This is a genomic window from Pseudomonas sp. FG1, from assembly GCF_034313875.1.
In the GTDB taxonomy this organism is placed as follows: domain Bacteria; phylum Pseudomonadota; class Gammaproteobacteria; order Pseudomonadales; family Pseudomonadaceae; genus Aquipseudomonas; species Aquipseudomonas veronii.
Map to the genome: position 1 here is coordinate 890,790 of NZ_JAVIWP010000001.1, position 16,913 is coordinate 907,702.

General features: G+C 62.0%; 17 protein-coding genes and 1 other RNA gene. 10 read left to right on the forward strand and 8 right to left on the reverse strand.

The window, feature by feature from the left end; translation table 11 throughout:
• Complete coding sequence (locus tag RGV59_RS04225; RefSeq protein WP_017845110.1) at positions 1–558, reverse strand: YecA family protein; 558 nt, start codon at positions 556–558, stop codon at positions 1–3.
• A gap of 137 nt (positions 559–695) precedes the next feature.
• On the opposite strand from RGV59_RS04225, the gene RGV59_RS04230 reads away from it, so the two are divergent.
• The 4 genes from RGV59_RS04230 to RGV59_RS04245 all read left to right on the forward strand — a co-directional run bounded on the left by RGV59_RS04230 (position 696) and on the right by RGV59_RS04245 (position 2,115).
• Positions 696–905: a TIGR02449 family protein gene (locus RGV59_RS04230; protein ID WP_017845111.1), complete on the forward strand. Its 210-nt coding sequence runs from the start codon at positions 696–698 to the stop codon at positions 903–905.
• Positions 902–1,219, forward strand: coding sequence for a cell division protein ZapA (locus RGV59_RS04235; RefSeq protein ID WP_017845112.1), 318 nt, complete (start codon positions 902–904; stop codon positions 1,217–1,219). The genes RGV59_RS04230 and RGV59_RS04235 overlap by 4 nt, the downstream gene beginning before the upstream one ends.
• Before the next feature lie 30 nt (positions 1,220–1,249).
• Positions 1,250–1,428: non-coding RNA, 6S RNA (ssrS, locus tag RGV59_RS04240), on the forward strand.
• A gap of 57 nt (positions 1,429–1,485) precedes the next feature.
• Entirely contained in the window at positions 1,486–2,115 is a 630-nt protein-coding gene (locus RGV59_RS04245; RefSeq protein WP_102618637.1) for a 5-formyltetrahydrofolate cyclo-ligase, read from the forward strand.
• 7 nt (positions 2,116–2,122) lie between these two features.
• Here RGV59_RS04245 and RGV59_RS04250 read toward each other — a convergent pair whose 3' ends face one another.
• Positions 2,123–2,272 (reverse strand): hypothetical protein, encoded by a 150-nt coding sequence (locus tag RGV59_RS04250; protein ID WP_017845114.1) that lies wholly within the window; start codon positions 2,270–2,272, stop codon positions 2,123–2,125.
• Positions 2,273–2,467: 195 nt separating this feature from the next.
• Between RGV59_RS04250 and RGV59_RS04255 the strand changes: the two genes are divergently transcribed.
• The 4 genes from RGV59_RS04255 to RGV59_RS04270 all read left to right on the forward strand — a co-directional run bounded on the left by RGV59_RS04255 (position 2,468) and on the right by RGV59_RS04270 (position 7,854).
• A complete protein-coding gene (locus RGV59_RS04255; protein ID WP_017845115.1) occupies positions 2,468–2,917 on the forward strand; it encodes an EVE domain-containing protein in 450 nt (149 codons plus the stop codon).
• A gap of 139 nt (positions 2,918–3,056) precedes the next feature.
• The gene (locus RGV59_RS04260; protein WP_017845116.1) at positions 3,057–4,022 is read left to right on the forward strand and encodes an HlyD family secretion protein; all 966 of its coding nucleotides are present in this window, start codon (positions 3,057–3,059) and stop codon (positions 4,020–4,022) included.
• A complete protein-coding gene (gene rbbA / locus RGV59_RS04265) occupies positions 4,019–6,736 on the forward strand; it encodes a ribosome-associated ATPase/putative transporter RbbA (RefSeq protein ID WP_102618646.1) in 2,718 nt (905 codons plus the stop codon). Before RGV59_RS04260 ends, rbbA begins: the two co-directional genes overlap by 4 nt.
• Positions 6,736–7,854 (forward strand): ABC transporter permease, encoded by a 1,119-nt coding sequence (locus RGV59_RS04270; RefSeq protein ID WP_046381693.1) that lies wholly within the window; start codon positions 6,736–6,738, stop codon positions 7,852–7,854. Before rbbA ends, RGV59_RS04270 begins: the two co-directional genes overlap by 1 nt.
• Before the next feature lie 96 nt (positions 7,855–7,950).
• Here RGV59_RS04270 and RGV59_RS04275 read toward each other — a convergent pair whose 3' ends face one another.
• Positions 7,951–8,358 (reverse strand): flagellar basal body-associated protein FliL, encoded by a 408-nt coding sequence (locus RGV59_RS04275; protein WP_046488859.1) that lies wholly within the window; start codon positions 8,356–8,358, stop codon positions 7,951–7,953.
• A gap of 150 nt (positions 8,359–8,508) precedes the next feature.
• Between RGV59_RS04275 and RGV59_RS04280 the strand changes: the two genes are divergently transcribed.
• On the forward strand, positions 8,509–9,495 hold the full coding sequence (locus RGV59_RS04280; RefSeq protein ID WP_017845120.1) for an NADPH:quinone oxidoreductase family protein: 987 nt from the start codon (positions 8,509–8,511) through the stop codon (positions 9,493–9,495).
• 105 nt (positions 9,496–9,600) lie between these two features.
• Here the strand turns inward: RGV59_RS04280 and RGV59_RS04285 are convergent, their stop codons facing one another.
• On the reverse strand, positions 9,601–10,254 hold the full coding sequence (locus RGV59_RS04285; protein ID WP_046488861.1) for a gamma-glutamylcyclotransferase: 654 nt from the start codon (positions 10,252–10,254) through the stop codon (positions 9,601–9,603).
• A 240-nt stretch (positions 10,255–10,494) separates the two neighbouring features.
• Between RGV59_RS04285 and RGV59_RS04290 the strand changes: the two genes are divergently transcribed.
• The gene (locus RGV59_RS04290) at positions 10,495–10,977 is read left to right on the forward strand and encodes a hypothetical protein (protein ID WP_017845122.1); all 483 of its coding nucleotides are present in this window, start codon (positions 10,495–10,497) and stop codon (positions 10,975–10,977) included.
• A 38-nt stretch (positions 10,978–11,015) separates the two neighbouring features.
• Here the strand turns inward: RGV59_RS04290 and RGV59_RS04295 are convergent, their stop codons facing one another.
• The 4 genes from RGV59_RS04295 to rho all read right to left on the reverse strand — a co-directional run bounded on the left by RGV59_RS04295 (position 11,016) and on the right by rho (position 16,910).
• Positions 11,016–11,984, reverse strand: a complete 969-nt coding sequence (locus RGV59_RS04295; RefSeq protein ID WP_017845123.1) for a CDP-6-deoxy-delta-3,4-glucoseen reductase — start codon at positions 11,982–11,984, stop codon at positions 11,016–11,018.
• Positions 11,984–13,450 carry a 4-hydroxy-3-polyprenylbenzoate decarboxylase gene (ubiD, locus tag RGV59_RS04300; protein WP_046381692.1) on the reverse strand — a complete coding sequence of 489 codons (1,467 nt, stop codon included), beginning with the start codon at positions 13,448–13,450 and terminating at the stop codon, positions 11,984–11,986. The genes RGV59_RS04295 and ubiD overlap by 1 nt, the downstream gene beginning before the upstream one ends.
• Before the next feature lie 59 nt (positions 13,451–13,509).
• Positions 13,510–15,492, reverse strand: coding sequence for an acyltransferase family protein (locus RGV59_RS04305; RefSeq protein WP_126585170.1), 1,983 nt, complete (start codon positions 15,490–15,492; stop codon positions 13,510–13,512).
• Between the two features lie 158 nt (positions 15,493–15,650).
• Positions 15,651–16,910 (reverse strand): transcription termination factor Rho, encoded by a 1,260-nt coding sequence (rho, locus tag RGV59_RS04310; RefSeq protein ID WP_017845130.1) that lies wholly within the window; start codon positions 16,908–16,910, stop codon positions 15,651–15,653.
• Positions 16,911–16,913: the final 3 nt, after the last annotated feature.

The window sequence follows — 16,913 nt, forward strand, 5'->3', positions numbered from 1 at the left end:
TCAGTGCAGCGACGGCTTGGGGGTGGCCGGTTCAGCGGACTTCTTGGTCTCGGTGAACAGCAGCAGCGGCGCGACGCGCAGGTATTCCATGACTTCCATGTAGTCGCCTTCGCCGTCTTCGGATTCTTCCAGGGCATCTTGCACCTGGGAGATGGCCGCCAGGTCCTGCAGCACTTCCTTGGCGTCGGTGCTCAGCTCCAGGCCGCCGGCATTCACGCCAAAGCCATGGAGGAAGCCCTGGCACCATTGGCCCAGCGCGGCAGCACGTTCGGTGAGCGGTGCATCGTCGGTCGGCAGCAGCAGGACCACGGTGACGTCATCACCGGTCAGCTCGCCCTTGACCATTTCCTGCAGGCCGATCAGCGCGTTACGCACGTTCTCGGAGGGCTCGGTTTCCAGCAGTTCGGCCACATCGGCCAGCCAGTTGTCGGCGTCAAAGCCAACACCGGTGCAACTGCGGCCCAGCAACACGCCGTGCAGTTCGGCGGGCGAGCAAGGATGACCGCTGGAGCTCAGCAGTTTGGTAAAAGCGTCGTACGGGGAGTTCTGAATGGGCATGGTGAGCTAGGCGCCAGACGGCGCAATGTCTAGAATGAAGCGCTGTATCCTAGCACCGGCAGACGCACCAGACTATCAAGGGCGTCAGATCGTTTATTCTGCAGTTGCCATTCATCAGACAAATCCAGTGGAACCCAATGGAAGACACCGACCTGCAAGCGCTGATGGCCAGACTCGAATTGCTAATTGATCGGGTCGAGCAACTAAAGAGGCAAAACGGACTCCTATTAGCTCAGGAAAAGACCTGGCGCGAGGAACGCGCTCACCTCATTGAAAAAAACGAAATCGCCCGGCGTAAGGTCGAGTCGATGATTTCGCGCCTGAAGGCCCTGGAGCAAGACTCATGAGTTCAAGCAATAGCGTCACCGTGCAGATTCTCGACAAAGAATATTCGATCATCTGCCCCCAGGAAGAGCGCAGCAACCTGGTGAGCGCCGCCCGCTACCTGGACGGCAAGATGCGTGAAATCCGCAGCAGCGGCAAAGTGATCGGCGCCGACCGCATCGCCGTGATGGCCGCGTTGAATATCACCCACGATCTGCTGCATAAGCAGGAGCGCCCGGACGTGCAGGCCAGCGGCTCGACGCGCGAGCAGGTACGTGACCTGCTGGAGCGTGTGGACCTGGCACTGTCCAACGATTCCGACACATCCAAGGGCTGATTGCCGTGTCTGTTTAAGGTATACTCGCCCCACTCCCTGGCGTGCTTGCCAGTCGGCGATGTCCCGGAGCCGATTCGCACTACCCTGGAAGTTGCACGTTTGGCTGGTGTGCATGTCCGCTAGACGGAAAGCCTTAAAGCCTACTGCTTCTTCCACCTTGAACTTTCGGGTTCAAGGGCTTAGTCGACAGCGGTTCTGTCGGGGAGCCTGAATCCCAAACTCAATGCCAGTCCCAGGACTGGCATTGTTTTATGAGCCGAAAAACCATGACCGAACCTGCGCCGCTTTCCCGTCCGCAACTTCGACGCATGTTGCGCAACGCCCGCCGCGCACTCACGCCAAGCGAGCAGCGAAAAGCCGCCCAAGGCGTGTATCGGCAACTGGCACAGCACCCGCTGTTTCGCCGGGCCAAGCATATTTCCCTGTATCTGCCGACGGACGGTGAAATCGATCCGCGCTTGCTGCTGCGTGCGGCTCAGCGGCGGGGCAAGGCCACTTACCTGCCGGTGCTCAGCGCCTGGCCACGGACCAAGATGGTGTTCCAGCGCGTTCGCCCCGGGGAGAAGTTGCTGCCCAATCGCTTTCGCATTCTTGAACCACGGGTGAATGTCCGCCGCCAGCGCAAGGTCTGGGCGCTGGACCTGGTGCTATTGCCGTTGGTGGGGTTCGATGACGCGGGGGGACGGCTGGGCATGGGTGGCGGTTTTTATGACCGCAGCCTGGCTTACCTGGCGCGCCGCCAGCACTGGCGCAAGCCGACGCTGCTGGGCCTGGCCCATGAATGCCAGAAAGTCGAACGGCTGGTGCAGGCGAGTTGGGACGTGCCGTTGGCGGGCACCGTCACCGATAAGCAGTGGTATATCGCACAGGCGTCGCTGGAACCCGCGACGCCCTGAAGAAGAGTTAACGCTTGAACGGTTGTGGCGGCTGCTGGGTCAGCTCAACGGGCGCATCGGTCTTGTTCGACCATAAGCTTTGCGCATACCCGGTGGTCACGACGCCCAGACCAAACAAAATAACCAGTATCCATAGTAAATCCGGTTTGCGTTGCATCGATTGCCCCCCTTCAGGCACCTCGTACACGATGACAACAACGTTCCAAAGTAGTCCGTTGCAGCTGCGTCAAGCTTAAAATCCCGGCATTCTGCGTTAACGTGAACCAACACGCAAACCTTGACGCCAACCGACCGTCGGTTTGTCATGCAATTGCCCCACAACCTGTCCAACGCCTTTTTCAGGAGCCCCCAAATGGCCTACTGGCTGATGAAATCCGAGCCCGACGAACTCTCCATCACCGGCCTGGAACACCTCGGCGAAGCGCGATGGGACGGGGTTCGCAACTATCAGGCACGCAACTTTCTGCGTGCGATGGCGGTGGGCGATGAGTTTTTCTTCTACCACTCCAGCTGCCCCGAGCCTGGCATTGCCGGCATCGGCAAAATCGTCGTGACGGCGTATCCCGACCCCACCGCGCTGGAACCTTCCAGCCACTATTTCGACGCCAAGGCCAGCCCGGACAAAAACCCGTGGAGCGCGATCGACGTGGCCCACGTCCAGACGTTTCCCAAGGTGCTCGGCCTGGGCTATCTGAAGCAGCAAACCGCCCTGGCCGAACTGCCCCTGGTGCAAAAAGGTAGCCGTCTGTCAGTGATGCCGGTGACCGCCGAGCAATGGTCGGCGGTCCTCGCGCTGGGCTGAACCGCAGAACCTTGCAGTCACGCGCCCGACGCATGCATCTGCAGCGCAACCGGGTTAGGCTTGCGCTTCATTTGACCCGTATCAAGCGCCCTCGGGCCGAACCCGTCAGACTAGGACGCTAACACCGCAGGAAGCATCTATGTCCACGAACCACCGCACCTCCCAGCTGTTTGCCACCCTCCTGATTGTGTTGCTGCTCGCCGCTGGCGGTTTCGGTTACTGGAAATCCACCCAGGACCGCCTGCCCGAAGGCTTGAGCATGGGCAACGGCCGCCTGGAATCCACCGAAGTGCAGATCGCCGCCAAGATCCCCGGGCGTCTGGAAGAAGTGCGGGTGGATGAAGGCGACAAGGTACTCAAGGGCCAACTGCTCGCGCGCATGGACACCCGCACTCTGGAAGCCCAGCGCGCCCAGGCCGAAGCCGAAGTGCTGCGGGCCAGGGAAAACCTCGCCGCCGCAGAGGCCAATGTGCAATTGCGTCAGAGCGAACAACTGCTTGCCCACCAGGAACTCCAGCGGACCCAGGAGCTGTACAAACGCGGCTTCGCCAGTGGCCAACTGATCGACCAACAGCAGGCGCGCCAGAACACCGGGAATGCGGCCGTGGTCGCCGCCCAGGCCCAGGTCAATTCGGCCAAGGCCGCCATCGGCGCCGCCCAGGCCCAGGTGGCGCAGCTCACCAGCGAAATCGACGACAGCAGCCTGCGCGCGCCCATCGACGGCATTATCCAGCTGCGCCTGGCCGAGCCGGGCGAAGTGCTCGGCGCGGGCGGGCGCGTATTGCTGCTGATCGACCCCGAGGATCAGTACATGAACCTCTACCTGCCCGCTTCGGTGACCGGCGCCCTGACCGTCGGCAGCGATGCGCGCATCCTCCTCGACGCGCTCCCCGGCCAATCGCTGCCGGCCAAAATCAGCTTCGTCGCGGCTAAATCGCAGTTCACCCCCAAAGAGGTGGAGACCCGCGATGAACGCCAGAAACTGGTATTCCGCGTCAAACTGCGCCTGACCCAACCCAGCGCCGTGCCGCAGGCCAAACCGGGCATGCCCGGCGCCGGCTACGTTCGCACGGCTGACATCCCATGGCCGGCCAACCTGCAATGACCGATCTGGCGCTGCACGCCACCGGCATCCAGCACCGCTACGGCAAGCAACAGGCGCTGGTCGATATCGCCTTCAGCCTGCCCACCGGCACGCGCTGCGGGCTGATCGGCCCGGATGGCGCCGGCAAGTCGAGCCTGCTGGGTTTGATCGCCGGGGTTAAAAAACTCCAGGACGGCCAACTGGAGGTGCTCGGCGGCTCCATCGCCAACCGCCGCCACCGCAACAGCCTGTACCCGCGCATCGCCTTCATGCCTCAAGGCCTGGGCGGCAACCTGTACCCCGAACTGTCCATCCGCGAAAACATCCGCTTCTTTGCGACGCTGTTCGGCCTGTCCAAAGCCGATTGCAACCAGCGCATGCACAACCTGCTGCTGGCCACCGACCTCGAGCGCTTCGCCGAACGGCCGGCCGGCAAACTCTCCGGCGGGATGAAGCAGAAACTCGGCCTGTGCTGCGCGCTGATCCACGACCCGGACCTGTTGATCCTCGACGAACCCACCACCGGGGTCGACCCGCTGTCCCGTCGGCGCTTCTGGGAGCTGGTCGAAACCGTGCGCAGCGAGCGCCCGCAACTGACACTGCTGGTGGCCACGGCCTACATGGAAGAGGCCGAGCAGTTTGAACATTGCCTGATGCTCGACCGCGGCAAACTGATCGCCGACGGTTTGAGCAGTGAGCTGGCGGCAGTGACCCCCAGCGGCAAACTGGACGAAGCCTTCACCCACTTCCAGGGCGACAACGCCCATGACAACCAGCCGCTGGTCATCCCGCCGCGCACAGGCAACAACGCTGATATCGCCATCGAAGCCCACGACCTGACCCTGCGCTTTGGCGACTTCACCGCCGTCGATAAAGTCAGCTTCGCCATCGGCCGGGGCGAGATCTTCGGTTTTCTCGGCTCCAACGGCTGCGGCAAGACCACCACCATGAAAGTCCTCACCGGCCTGATGCCGGCCACCGAGGGCAGTGCCACGTTGCTGGGCAACCCGGTGAACGCCAAGGACCTGGCCACCCGCAAGCGTGTGGGTTTCATGTCGCAGAGCTTTTCGCTGTATGGCGAACTCAGCGTGCTTCAGAACCTGGTGCTGCACGCGCAGTTGTTCGATTTGCCCAACGTCGACAGCGGCAAGCGGATCGACGAGCTGATCCAGCGTTTCGACCTCAGCGAGGTGGCCGAGCAGCCGTCGGGCGAACTGCCCCTCGGCTTGCGTCAGCGCTTGTCGTTGGCCGTAGCGGTGCTGCATCGTCCTGAAGTGCTGATCCTCGATGAACCGACCTCGGGCGTCGACCCGGCGGCGCGGGATGATTTCTGGCGGCTGCTGATCGAACTGTCGCGCGAACAAGGGGTGACGATCTTTCTGTCCACCCACTTCATGAACGAAGCCCAGCGTTGCGACCGCATCTCCCTGATGCACGCCGGCAAGGTGCTCGCCTGCGACACGCCCGACGCGCTGCAGCAGCAATTCCACGGCGACACCCTCGAAGCCGCGTTCGTCACGTGCCTGGAGCAAGCCCAGGGCGAGGCCGAACCTACCGCGCCCACCGCCACCGTCAGCGAAACCAGCACGCCGCCGGTGAGCAAGCGCGGCTTCAGCCTGTCGCGCCTGCTGGCCGTGGCCAGCCGTGAAGGCAAGGAACTGCTGCGCGACAAGGTGCGTATGGCCTTCGCCCTGCTCGGGGCGATGTTCATGATGGTGATCTTCGGCTACGGCATTTCCCTGGACGTGGAAAACCTCGCCTTCGCCGTCTACGACCAGGACCAGACCCCGCAAAGCCGCGCCTACCTGGAGGCGTTTCGCGGCTCACGCTATTTCGCCGAACAAACGCCGATCCAGGATGCCAACGAACTGCACCGGCGCCTGCAACGTTCGGAAATCAAACTGGCCCTGGAAATCCCGCCCGGTTTTGGTCGTGACCTCTACGCCGGCCGCCAACCCAGCGTGGCGGCCTGGCTCGACGGCGGCATGCCGTTTCGCGCGGAAACCAGCCGGAACTATGTAGAAGCGGTCCACCAGGCCAACCTGCAGCAACTGGCCGAGCTGAGCAGCCAGCCGCAGAACAGCCAAGGCGCGGCCAAGCTCGAAACCCGCTTTCGCTACAACCAGGATGTGGTCAGTGTGAACGCCATCGGCCCAGGCGTGATGGCACTGATCCTCGCCTTCATCCCGGCGATGCTCACCGCCCTGGGCATCGTGCGCGAAAAGGAGCTGGGTTCGATCACCAACTTCTACGCCACGCCCCTGACCCGCCTGGAATTCCTGCTGGGCAAACAGACCCCGTACCTGGCCGTGAGCCTGATCAACCTGGCGGTGCTGGTCGCGATGAACCGCTGGCTGTTCGGCGTACCGTTCAAGGGCAGCGGCCTGACCCTGGCGTTCGGCGGCCTGCTGTACGTGCTCGCCACCACCAGCATGGGCCTGCTGATTTCCGCGTTCACTCGCACCCAGATCGCCGCGATCCTCGGCACCATGATCATCACCAGCCTGCCGACCATCCAGTTCTCCGGGCTGATCGTGCCGCGCTCGTCCCTGGAAGGCGCGGCGGCGGTGATGGGCACGCTGTTTCCGGCGGGGCACTTTCTCGATATTGCGGTGGGCACGTTCACCAAGGCCCTCGACCTGCGGCAACTGTGGCCGCAGTGCCTGGCGCTGTTCGGGTTTTTCCTCGGGTTTACCGGGCTTAGCCTGATCATGCTGAAGAAGCAGGAGGCTTGATGCATAAGTTCGCGCACATCCTGCGCCTGGGGATCAAGGAACTGACCAGCCTGCGCCACGACAGCGTGCTGCTGCTGTTTCTGTTCTACGCCTTCACGGTCGCGATCTACATGCCCGCGGCCGGCTCGGTGATTGGCGTACACAACGCCAGCGTGGCGTTTGTCGACGAGGACCACAGCGCGATCTCGCGGCAGATGGCCGAGGCGTTGCAGCCGCCCGAGTTCCAGTCACCCGTGCCGCTGGCGTATGACCAGTTGGATAAGGTCATGGACAGCGGCCAGTACACGTTCGTGATCAACGTACCGGCGAATTTCCAGGCCGACCTGTTGGCCGGTCGCGAGCCCGATGTGCAGGTGAACGTCGATGCCACGGCGATGAGCCAGGCGTTCATGGGCGCCGGCTACATCGGGCGGATTTTCCAACGCGAGCTGCTGACCTACAGCGGCCAGGCCGACTCCGCCAGCAAAGCGCCGGCGCTGCTGACAACGCGGGCGCTGTTCAATACCAACCTGGAGGGCGGCTGGTTCCTCGCGGTCATCCAGATCGTCAACAACATCACCATCCTCGCCATCGTGCTCACCGGCACCGCGCTGCTGCGCGAGCGCGAACATGGCACCCTCGACCATTTGCTGGTGCTGCCGCTGACGGCACTGGAAATCATGCTGGCGAAAATCTGGAGCAACCTGCTGGTGGTGGTGCTGTGTACCTGGGTGTCACTGGAAGTGGTGGTCAAGGGCATGCTCGGCGTGCCGCTGGCCGGGTCGCTGAGCCTGTTTCTGTTCGTGACCGCGCTGTACCTGTTTGCCAGCACCGCCCTGGGGATCTTCCTCGCCACCCTCGCCCGCTCGACGCCGCAGTTCGGCTTGCTGGCAATCCCAGTGATCATCCCGATGCTGTTGCTCTCCGGCGGCAGCACGCCGCTGGACAGCATGCCCGAATGGTTGCAGTGGGTGATGCAGGCCTCGCCGTCGACGCACTTTGTGAGCCTGAGCGCGGCGATCCTGTTCCGCGATGCGGGCATGAGCGTGGTGTGGCCGGACATGCTGGCGCTGGCGGGAATTGGCTTGCTGTTCTTTTTGGTGGCGCTGGCGCGGTTCCGCAAGAGCCTGGCGTCTTGAGGTGCCTGCCCGGCCGCTATCGCAGGCAAGCCTGCTCTCACAGGTGGAACGCATTCCCTTGTGGGAGCGGGCTTGCTTGCGATCGTCGCGCCGTGACTATTGGATGATCAGGTTGTTGAACAACAGGTCTTCCACCACCGGCTTGCCGGTTTCGTCGTTCATCACTTGCTGGGTCTGCTTCAGGGCTTCCTGGCGCAGTTTTTCCTTGCCCTCAACCGTGCTCATGGTCTCGTTGGTTTGCTGGGTGAACAGCGCCACCAGTTGATTACGAATCAACGCATCGTTGGCTTTGATGGCGGCGGCCGCTTCGGTGCCGGTCACGCGCAGAGCGATATCGGCCTTGTACACCTTGAGCTTGGACGTACCGTCCAAGCCATAGTTGCCCACGAACGGCGGGGCCAGGCTGATATAGCTGACCTTCGGCGCCTCGCCTTCTTTCGCCTCTTGCGCCTGGGCCGCCATTGGCAAGGTCAGGGCCAGCATCAACAGAATCCACGCTTTCACAGTTCATTCCTCACATTCGGTAGCCCAGTAGCATAACGCTAGCAAGGCAGAGCACAAGCTTATGGCGACTTATCAGGCCCGGGCATGCTCGTTGACCCACGGGCATACCCTCCTACACTTATCGGCCACGACGCCAAAAGGAATAGTCCGATGAAAGCTGTGCTGTGCAAAGCCTTCGGCCCCGCCGAAACCCTGGTGCTGGAAGACATCGCCAGCCCGGCGATCAAGAAGAACGAAATCCTGTTGGACGTGCATGCCGCCGGGGTCAACTTCCCGGACACGCTGATCATCGAGGGCAAGTACCAGTTCAAGCCGCCGTTCCCGTTCTCGCCGGGTGGCGAAGCAGCGGGCGTGGTCAGTGAAGTGGGGGAAAAGGTCAGCCACCTGAAGGTAGGAGACCGCGTGATGGCGCTGACCGGCTGGGGCAGTTTTGCCGAGCAGGTCGCGGTGCCCGGCTATAACGTGCTGCCGATCCCGCCCAGCATGGGCTTCAACACCGCCGCCGCGTTCAGCATGACCTACGGCACCTCGATGCATGCGCTGAAACAACGGGCCAACCTGCAACCCGGCGAAACCTTGCTGGTCCTCGGCGCCTCCGGCGGCGTGGGCCTGGCTGCCGTGGAAATCGGCAAGGCCATGGGCGCCCGGGTCATCGCCGCCGCCAGCAGCGCCGACAAACTGGCGGTGGCCAAGGCCGCCGGCGCCGATGAGCTGATCAACTACAGCGAAGCCAGCCTGAAAGATGAGGTCAAGCGCCTGACCGACGGGAACGGCGCCGACGTGATCTACGACCCGGTGGGCGGCGACTTGTTTGACCAGGCCATCCGCGCCATCGCCTGGAACGGCCGCCTGTTGGTGGTGGGTTTTGCCAGCGGGCGCATTCCGGAGCTGCCGGTGAACCTGGCGCTGCTCAAGGGCGCGGCCGTGGTCGGAGTGTTCTGGGGCGCGTTCGCCCAGCGCCAGCCGCAGGACAATGCGGCGAACTTCCAGCAGCTGTTTGGTTGGTATGCCGAGGGCAAGTTGAAACCGCTGGTGTCGCAGGTGTATCCGCTGGAACAGGCGGCCCAGGCGATCAATGACCTGGGGCAGCGCAAGGCGGTGGGTAAGGTGGTCGTGCAAACCCGCCTGCCGAGGTGAAATGCGCTTGAATGTGGGAGGGGCGGTGTCCTCGACCATCACCTGTCTATTCGCGACATGTTCGTAGAGAACATGCATTTGCTCATATTTCCTGCGTTTGACGCGTTAATCGCCTGAGCAATCCTGGGCACAACGCTTGAGCCGCGCCTCCAGGTTTTTGTCTGGCATGGCGTGGCTGCGCAGGGCGTTGACGGTCTGCTCGACATAATCGCGCGTCGTGCCGTAACGCCCGCAAGCGCTTTGCAGCACGTGGCTGAGCACGATGTCGGGCAGATTGCCAGCGTAGCTCGGCAGGTGCCGCTCCAATACAAACCCCAATGCCTGCACCCGACTGCCATCTTCCAGACGGCAGCTGAGCCAGTGCGGCCGATAGGAGGGGTAAGGCATTTCGCGCTGCCACAAGGCGTACAGCGAGGCTTCTAACTGATCTTCCGGCAGGCGGTAGGCAAACCCGCTGCACGAGCCGCCACGATCCAGGCCGAACACCAACCCGGGCAACTCCGGCGTACCCCGATGCTCGTGGGACCACAGGTACAAACCACGATGATAGCCATGGACTCGCGCCCGAACCCGCTCGGTCGATGAACATTCCGGCCGCCAGATCAGCGAACCGTAAGCGAATAGCCAGACCGGCCCGCCCTTATGCCGGGCCATGGTGGCCTGCATCGAGTTCATCAACTGTTCGTGCGTGAGTTGCGGTCCCAGATCGAGCCGCGGAGGGTAAGCCAATTGCAAAAGATCGGATTCGATGGCGGTCATGGCGAAAAGTGGCTCGCCTCCTATGTGTTACCAATTGTTAGCAACTCTACCGTAATAAAACGCGCTGCTGTGACCATACGGCAAAAAAGTACAATAGGCTGAACGACCACCGCATTCTCCAGAAGCAATCCCAGTATTTTCAGCTCCGGTTCAGCCCGGCAAAGCGCTTGACCGTCAAAATAGCGCAGCTGGCACGACTCAGTCGGTCACCCCTCACACCGATTACTCGAGGTCGCACCTATGAAAAAATTACGATTGCCGGGCCTGCTGCTCCTGGCCCAGGCCACCACCGCTCTCGCTGTCGAAACCCCGCCCGTCGACGATGACAAGGGCTTCTGGTATGCGCAGACCAGCGTCTACACCCGGCACTTCTCCCCCGACCCGGACCACAACAACAACCAGGATTTGCTTGGCCTGGAGCGCAATGAAGCGTCAGGTTTGGTGTATGGGGCGGCGACGTTCCGCAACTCGTTCAGCCAACGCTCGTACTACGTCTACGCGGGCAAACGCTATGACATGACCGACTATCCGGTGTATCTGAAACTGACCGGCGGGGCGATCCAGGGCTATCGCGGCAAGTACCGCGACAAAATCCCGTTGAACCGTTTCGGCGTGGCGCCGGTGATCATACCGTCCGTGGGCACCCATTACGGGCCGGTGGCGGCGGAGTTGGTGTTGCTGGGGTTCAATGCGGCGATGATCACGACCGGCGTGCGTTTCTGACGGCAACGCCAGCTCTTCCACCAGAGCCGGCGCAGGTTTCAGGGCCGCGGGGCGTAGGCGAATACGTCGGCGCGCATCTGGTGTGCATCCATGCCCGCAGCCACCAGCGCATCCAATGTGCCGTAGATCATCGCCGGTGAACCGCTGGCGTAGACATGCACGCCTTTGAGGTCGTGGATGTCTTCGCACACCGCTTCATGCAACAGCCCACAGCGTCCTTCCCAACCGCACAGGTCACTGACCACTTTGTGCAGGAACAGGTTGGGCAGTTGCAGCCATTGATCCCAATGCTCGATCTCGTAGAAATCTTCCGGACGCCGCACGCCCCAATACAAATGCACCGGGTGTTTGAAGCCGGTGGCGCGGCAGTGCTCGATCAGGCTGTGCATCTGCGCCATGCCGGTGCCCGCAGCGATCAGCACCAACGGCCCATCGGGCAACTCGGCCAGGTGGGTATCGCCAAACGGCAGCTCGATGCGGGCCATCCGGTTGCGCTGCAACTGCTCAATCAGATTGCGCGCGCTGTCCTCGCGGGCCAGCACGTGCAGTTCCAGTTCGCGTCCGGCGTGGGGCGCCGAAGCCAGGGAAAACGCCGACTTCTCGCCGTTATCCCGTTCAATCATCAGGTATTGCCCGGCGTGGTAACGCACGGCCTTGCCGGCCGGGGCGAGCAAGCGCACGCGCCATACATCGCCACCGACTTGCACGCATTCACTCACTTGGCACGACAACTTGCGCAACGGCAACTCTCCCGGCGCCAGCACGCCATCCCACAACACCACACAATCCTCCAGCGGCTCGGCGATGCAGGTGTAGAACTCCCCGTGGTCGCGTATTTCACCGGACTGCCGCACCCGGCCGTCCACCAACAGCGCCGCGCACACGTGGCACACGCCATTGCGACAGGCTTGCGGGCATTCGTAGCCCAGGCGGCGCGCACCTTCGAGGATTCGCTCACCGGGGACCAGCTCCAATACGGCGCCGGAAGGTTGCAGGGTCACACGCATCAATCTATTCCCAACTCTTTCCAGATCGCATCGACACGCGCCGTCACGGCTTCGTCCTTGACGATCACCCTGCCCCACTCGCGGGTGGTCTCACCCGGCCATTTGTGCGTGGCATCCAGGCCCATCTTCGAGCCCAGGCCCGAGACCGGCGAGGCGAAATCGAGGTAGTCGATCGGCGTGTTGTCGATCATCACCGTGTCGCGCTTGGGGTCCATGCGCGTGGTGATGGCCCAGATCACGTCGTTCCAGTCGCGGGCGTTGATGTCGTCGTCGGTGACGATAACGAACTTGGTGTACATGAACTGTCGCAAAAACGACCACACGCCGAGCATGACCCGCTTGGCATGGCCTGGGTACGACTTCTTCATGGTCACGATGGCCATGCGGTACGAACAGCCTTCCGGCGGCAGGTAGAAGTCGGTGATTTCCGGGAACTGCTTCTGCAGGATCGGCACGAACACTTCGTTCAGCGCCACACCGAGAATCGCCGGCTCATCCGGCGGACGGCCGGTGTAGGTGCTGTGGTAGATCGGCTTGATCCGATGAGTGATGCGCTCGACGGTGAACACCGGGAAGCTGTCGACTTCGTTGTAGTAGCCGGTGTGGTCGCCGTAGGGGCCTTCGTCGGCCATTTCGCCGGGGTGGATCACGCCTTCGAGGATGATTTCCGCGGTGGCCGGCACTTGCAGGTCGTTGCCACGGCACTTCACCAGCTCGGTGCGGTTGCCGCGCAGCAGGCCGGCGAAGGCGTATTCGGACAGGCTGTCCGGCACCGGGGTCACGGCGCCGAGGATGGTGGCCGGGTCGGCGCCCAGGGCCACGGAGACCGGGAACGGCTTGCCGGGGTGCTTCTCGCACCATTCACGGAAGTCCAGCGCGCCGCCACGGTGGCTCAGCCAACGCATGATCACCTTGTTGCGGCCGATCACTTGCTGACGGTAGATGCCGAGGTTCTGGCGATCCTTGTTCGGGCCCTTGGTGACGGTCAGGCCCCAGGTGATCAGCGGGCCGACATCGCCGGGCCAGCAGGTCTGCACCGGCAGCATGCCCAGGTCGACGTCATCGCCTTCGATGACCACTTCCTGGCACACCGCGTCCTTGACCACCTTGGGCGCCATGGCAATGATCTTGCGGAAGATCGGCAGCTTCGACCAGGCGTCCTTCAAGCCCTTGGGTGGCTCGGGCTCCTTGAGGAACGCCAGCAACTTGCCGATCTCGCGCAATTCGCTGACCGACTCGGCGCCCATGCCAAAGGCCACGCGATCGGGGGTGCCGAACAGGTTGCCGAGCACCGGGATATCAAAACCGGTCGGGTTCTCGAACAGCAGCGCCGGGCCCTTGTTGCGCAGGGTACGGTCGCAAATCTCAGTCATTTCCAGCACCGGCGAAACCGGCACGTGGATGCGTTTCAACTCTCCGCGCTGCTCAAGTTGCTGCACGAAATCCCGAAGATCCTTGAATTTCATTAACCATGCCACCCGTAAAATAGGCGTACATCCTACCTGCTCTGAGGACGGCTGGCAGCTTAATTGGCCGTCAGCCCCCGTGATTGCAGCGAACGGAACAGCGGTTCCAGGAACGCCTGGACATGTCGCGCGCCGACGTCGGAGAGGTGGTTATCGTCGGTGTACAGCGCGCGGCCGTCGAGCTCGACCCGGCACAGGCCGTCGGCGCCACACAGCAGGGGCGCGGGGTCCAGCACGGTGACGCCACTGTCGGCGGCGGCCAGCTCGTCAAACAGTCGAGTGATAAAGGCCTGGCGCTTCTCGTGCTCCGCCACGGGGAGCCCTTCGCCGTCCACCGGCCGGTGCATCATGGCCAGGCGACTGAGGCGGTACGGCACAATGATTTCCTGCAACGGCACTTCCTTGACCAGCCACACGCGATGCCCGGCGGCGCGCAGCCCCTGGATGCGTTCACGCAAGCCCTGCTCGAAGCGCTGCTCGGCCACGGCACGCACGTACTTGCCGGTGCCCAGGTCTTTTAGCGCATGTTCCTTGTCACCCGACATCTGCCCATAGAGGTACAGGCTCCAGCGCGCCGCCAGCACCACATCGCTGAACGACTGTTCGGCCAGGGCCTGCTCGACGCGCTGGTTGAAATGCGCGCACTGGGTGATGTTCTCCAGACCGTCCAACGGTACGCAACCGGCGAAACTGGCATGGACCAGACTGATATCGTGCCGATTGGCCGCGTCCTCAAGCGCTGGAATCAACGCCGTGGCGTGGCTGTCGCCCCAGACCAACGCTGACACCGAGAGGCCTTGCGGACCGAAGTGGCAGAACGACCGCTTATCTGCAGTATTCTTGTCCGCCAGGCAGGCCGTCAGCTCCGGGCTCCACTTCTTCGCCTGGGCATAACGCAATGCCTGTTCGGACAGGCGCCACGGCACGCCATCGGCTTCCCGCAATGCCAGGCCAGTAAGGCCGAGACACAAAATGCCGGCCGCGGCGCCAGCCAGGATCGCCTTGCGTCCGGCCAGCAGACGTTTTTCCCGGAATGGCGCCTCCACGAAGCGCCAGGACAAATAACCCAGCACCAGGCTCAGCAGCATCAACCCGCCCAATTCCGCCGCGCTCAAGCCATCAACCGCTGCGTAGTTGGCGTACACGAACACCGGCCAATGCCACAGATACCAGGAATAGGAGATAAGCCCCAGCCCCACCATCAGCCGCGAACTCAGCAGCTGCCCGACCCAGGTGGCTTGCTGCCCATTGGCCCAAATCAACCCGACCACGCCCAGCACCGGCAGCAAAGCGGCCGCGCCAGGGAACGGTGTATGCCGGTCGAAACCGAATATGGCGCTCAGGATCAATGCCAGGGAAGCCAGGCTGACCGCTTGCGCCAGGGGCGGCGAGGCGCGCCACTCAACCTTCGGCATGACCGCCAGCATGGCGCCGGCCAGCAATTCCCAGGCACGCAGATGCAGCAGGTAGAACGCTTTCTGCGGCTGATGGGAAACCGCCCAGACACTCATGCCAAACGACACCAGCAGCACCGCGAACAACGCCAGGCGCCAGTGTTTCAAGCGGCTTGAAAGCAGGGCCAGCAACAGCGGGAAGAAGATGTAGAACTGCTCCTCCACCGCCAGCGACCAGGTGTGCAACAAGGGTTTTATGTCGGAGGCTGCATCGAAATAACCGTGCTGGCGTGCAAACAGCAGGTTGGAGGTAAAGGTCACCTGGTAGTGCGCCGACCGCCCCAGCTCTTCATAGTCCTTGGGCGCCAGCAAAAACCAGCCCACGGCCAGTGTCGCGGCCATCATCACGAACAACGCCGGCAAGATACGCCGGGCACGGCGCGCCCAGAAGCCCACGAAACTGAAACGCCCAGCCTGGCGTTCGCGCCAGATGATCGAGGTAATCAGGAAGCCGGAAATCACGAAGAACACATCGACACCGACAAAGCCGCCAGTGATCCCAGGAACGCCAAAGTGGAACAGCACGACAGCAAGGACAGCAATGGCACGCAGGCCGTCGATATCTCTTCGGTAAGCAAGAATGGTCATAAGAATTGTGGTCAATATGTTACGAATGGAGGCGAGAATAGGCGCATGTTTACTTTTTGTTACTTAACGGACACTTATGACATAAAATCCATTCAATTTCGACGCAAAAAAAATGGCGCCCCGAAGGACGCCATTTTTTTTGGACCTGAAACGTCGTATTACTTACGCTTCATCGACAGGAAGAACTCGTCGTTGGTCTTGGTGGTTTTCAGCTTGTCGATCAGGAACTCGATGGCCGCGACTTCATCCATCGGGTGCAGCAGCTTGCGCAGAATCCACATGCGCTGCAGTTCGTCGTCGGCTGTCAGCAGCTCTTCACGGCGGGTGCCGGAGCGGTTGATGTTGATCGCCGGGAACACACGCTTTTCAGCGATACGACGGTCCAGGGGCAGTTCCATGTTGCCGGTACCCTTGAACTCTTCGTAGATCACTTCATCCATCTTCGAGCCGGTTTCAACCAGCGCGGTGGCGATGATGGTCAGCGAGCCGCCTTCTTCGATATTCCGCGCGGCGCCGAAGAAACGTTTCGGTTTCTCCAGGGCGTGGGCATCGACACCACCGGTCAATACCTTGCCGGAGCTCGGGATCACGGTGTTGTAGGCACGGGCCAGACGGGTGATGGAGTCGAGCAGGATCACCACGTCTTTCTTGTGTTCGACCAGGCGCTTGGCCTTCTCGATCACCATTTCGGCAACCTGCACATGGCGGGTTGGCGGCTCATCGAACGTCGAGGCAACCACTTCGCCGCGCACGGTACGCTGCATTTCGGTCACTTCTTCCGGACGTTCATCGATCAGCAGCACGATCAGGTGAACTTCAGGGTTGTTACGCGCGATGTTCGCTGCAATGTTCTGCAGCATGATGGTCTTACCGGCTTTCGGCGGTGCGACGATCAGGCCGCGCTGGCCCTTGCCGATCGGGGCGCACAGGTCGATTACACGACCGGTCAAGTCTTCGGTAGAACCGTTGCCGGCTTCCATCTTCATTCGCACGGTCGGGAACAGCGGGGTCAGGTTCTCGAAGAGAATCTTGTTTTTCGCGTTCTCTGGACGATCGAAGTTGATCGTGTCGACCTTGAGCAGGGCGAAATAACGCTCGCCTTCCTTCGGCGGACGGATCTTGCCAACGATGGTGTCACCGGTGCGCAAGTTGAAGCGGCGGATCTGGCTCGGCGAGACGTAGATATCGTCTGGACCGGCGAGATAGGAAGCGTCTGCAGAGCGGAGGAAGCCGAAGCCGTCCTGGAGAATCTCCAGCACGCCATCACCGGAGATTTCCTCGCCGCTTTTCGCGTGCTTTTTGAGCAAGGAGAAAATCACGTCCTGCTTGCGCGAACGGGCCATATTTTCTATGCCCATCTGTTCGGCCAATTCGAGCAGTTCGGTAATCGGCTTTTGCTTGAGTTCAGTCAGATTCATATA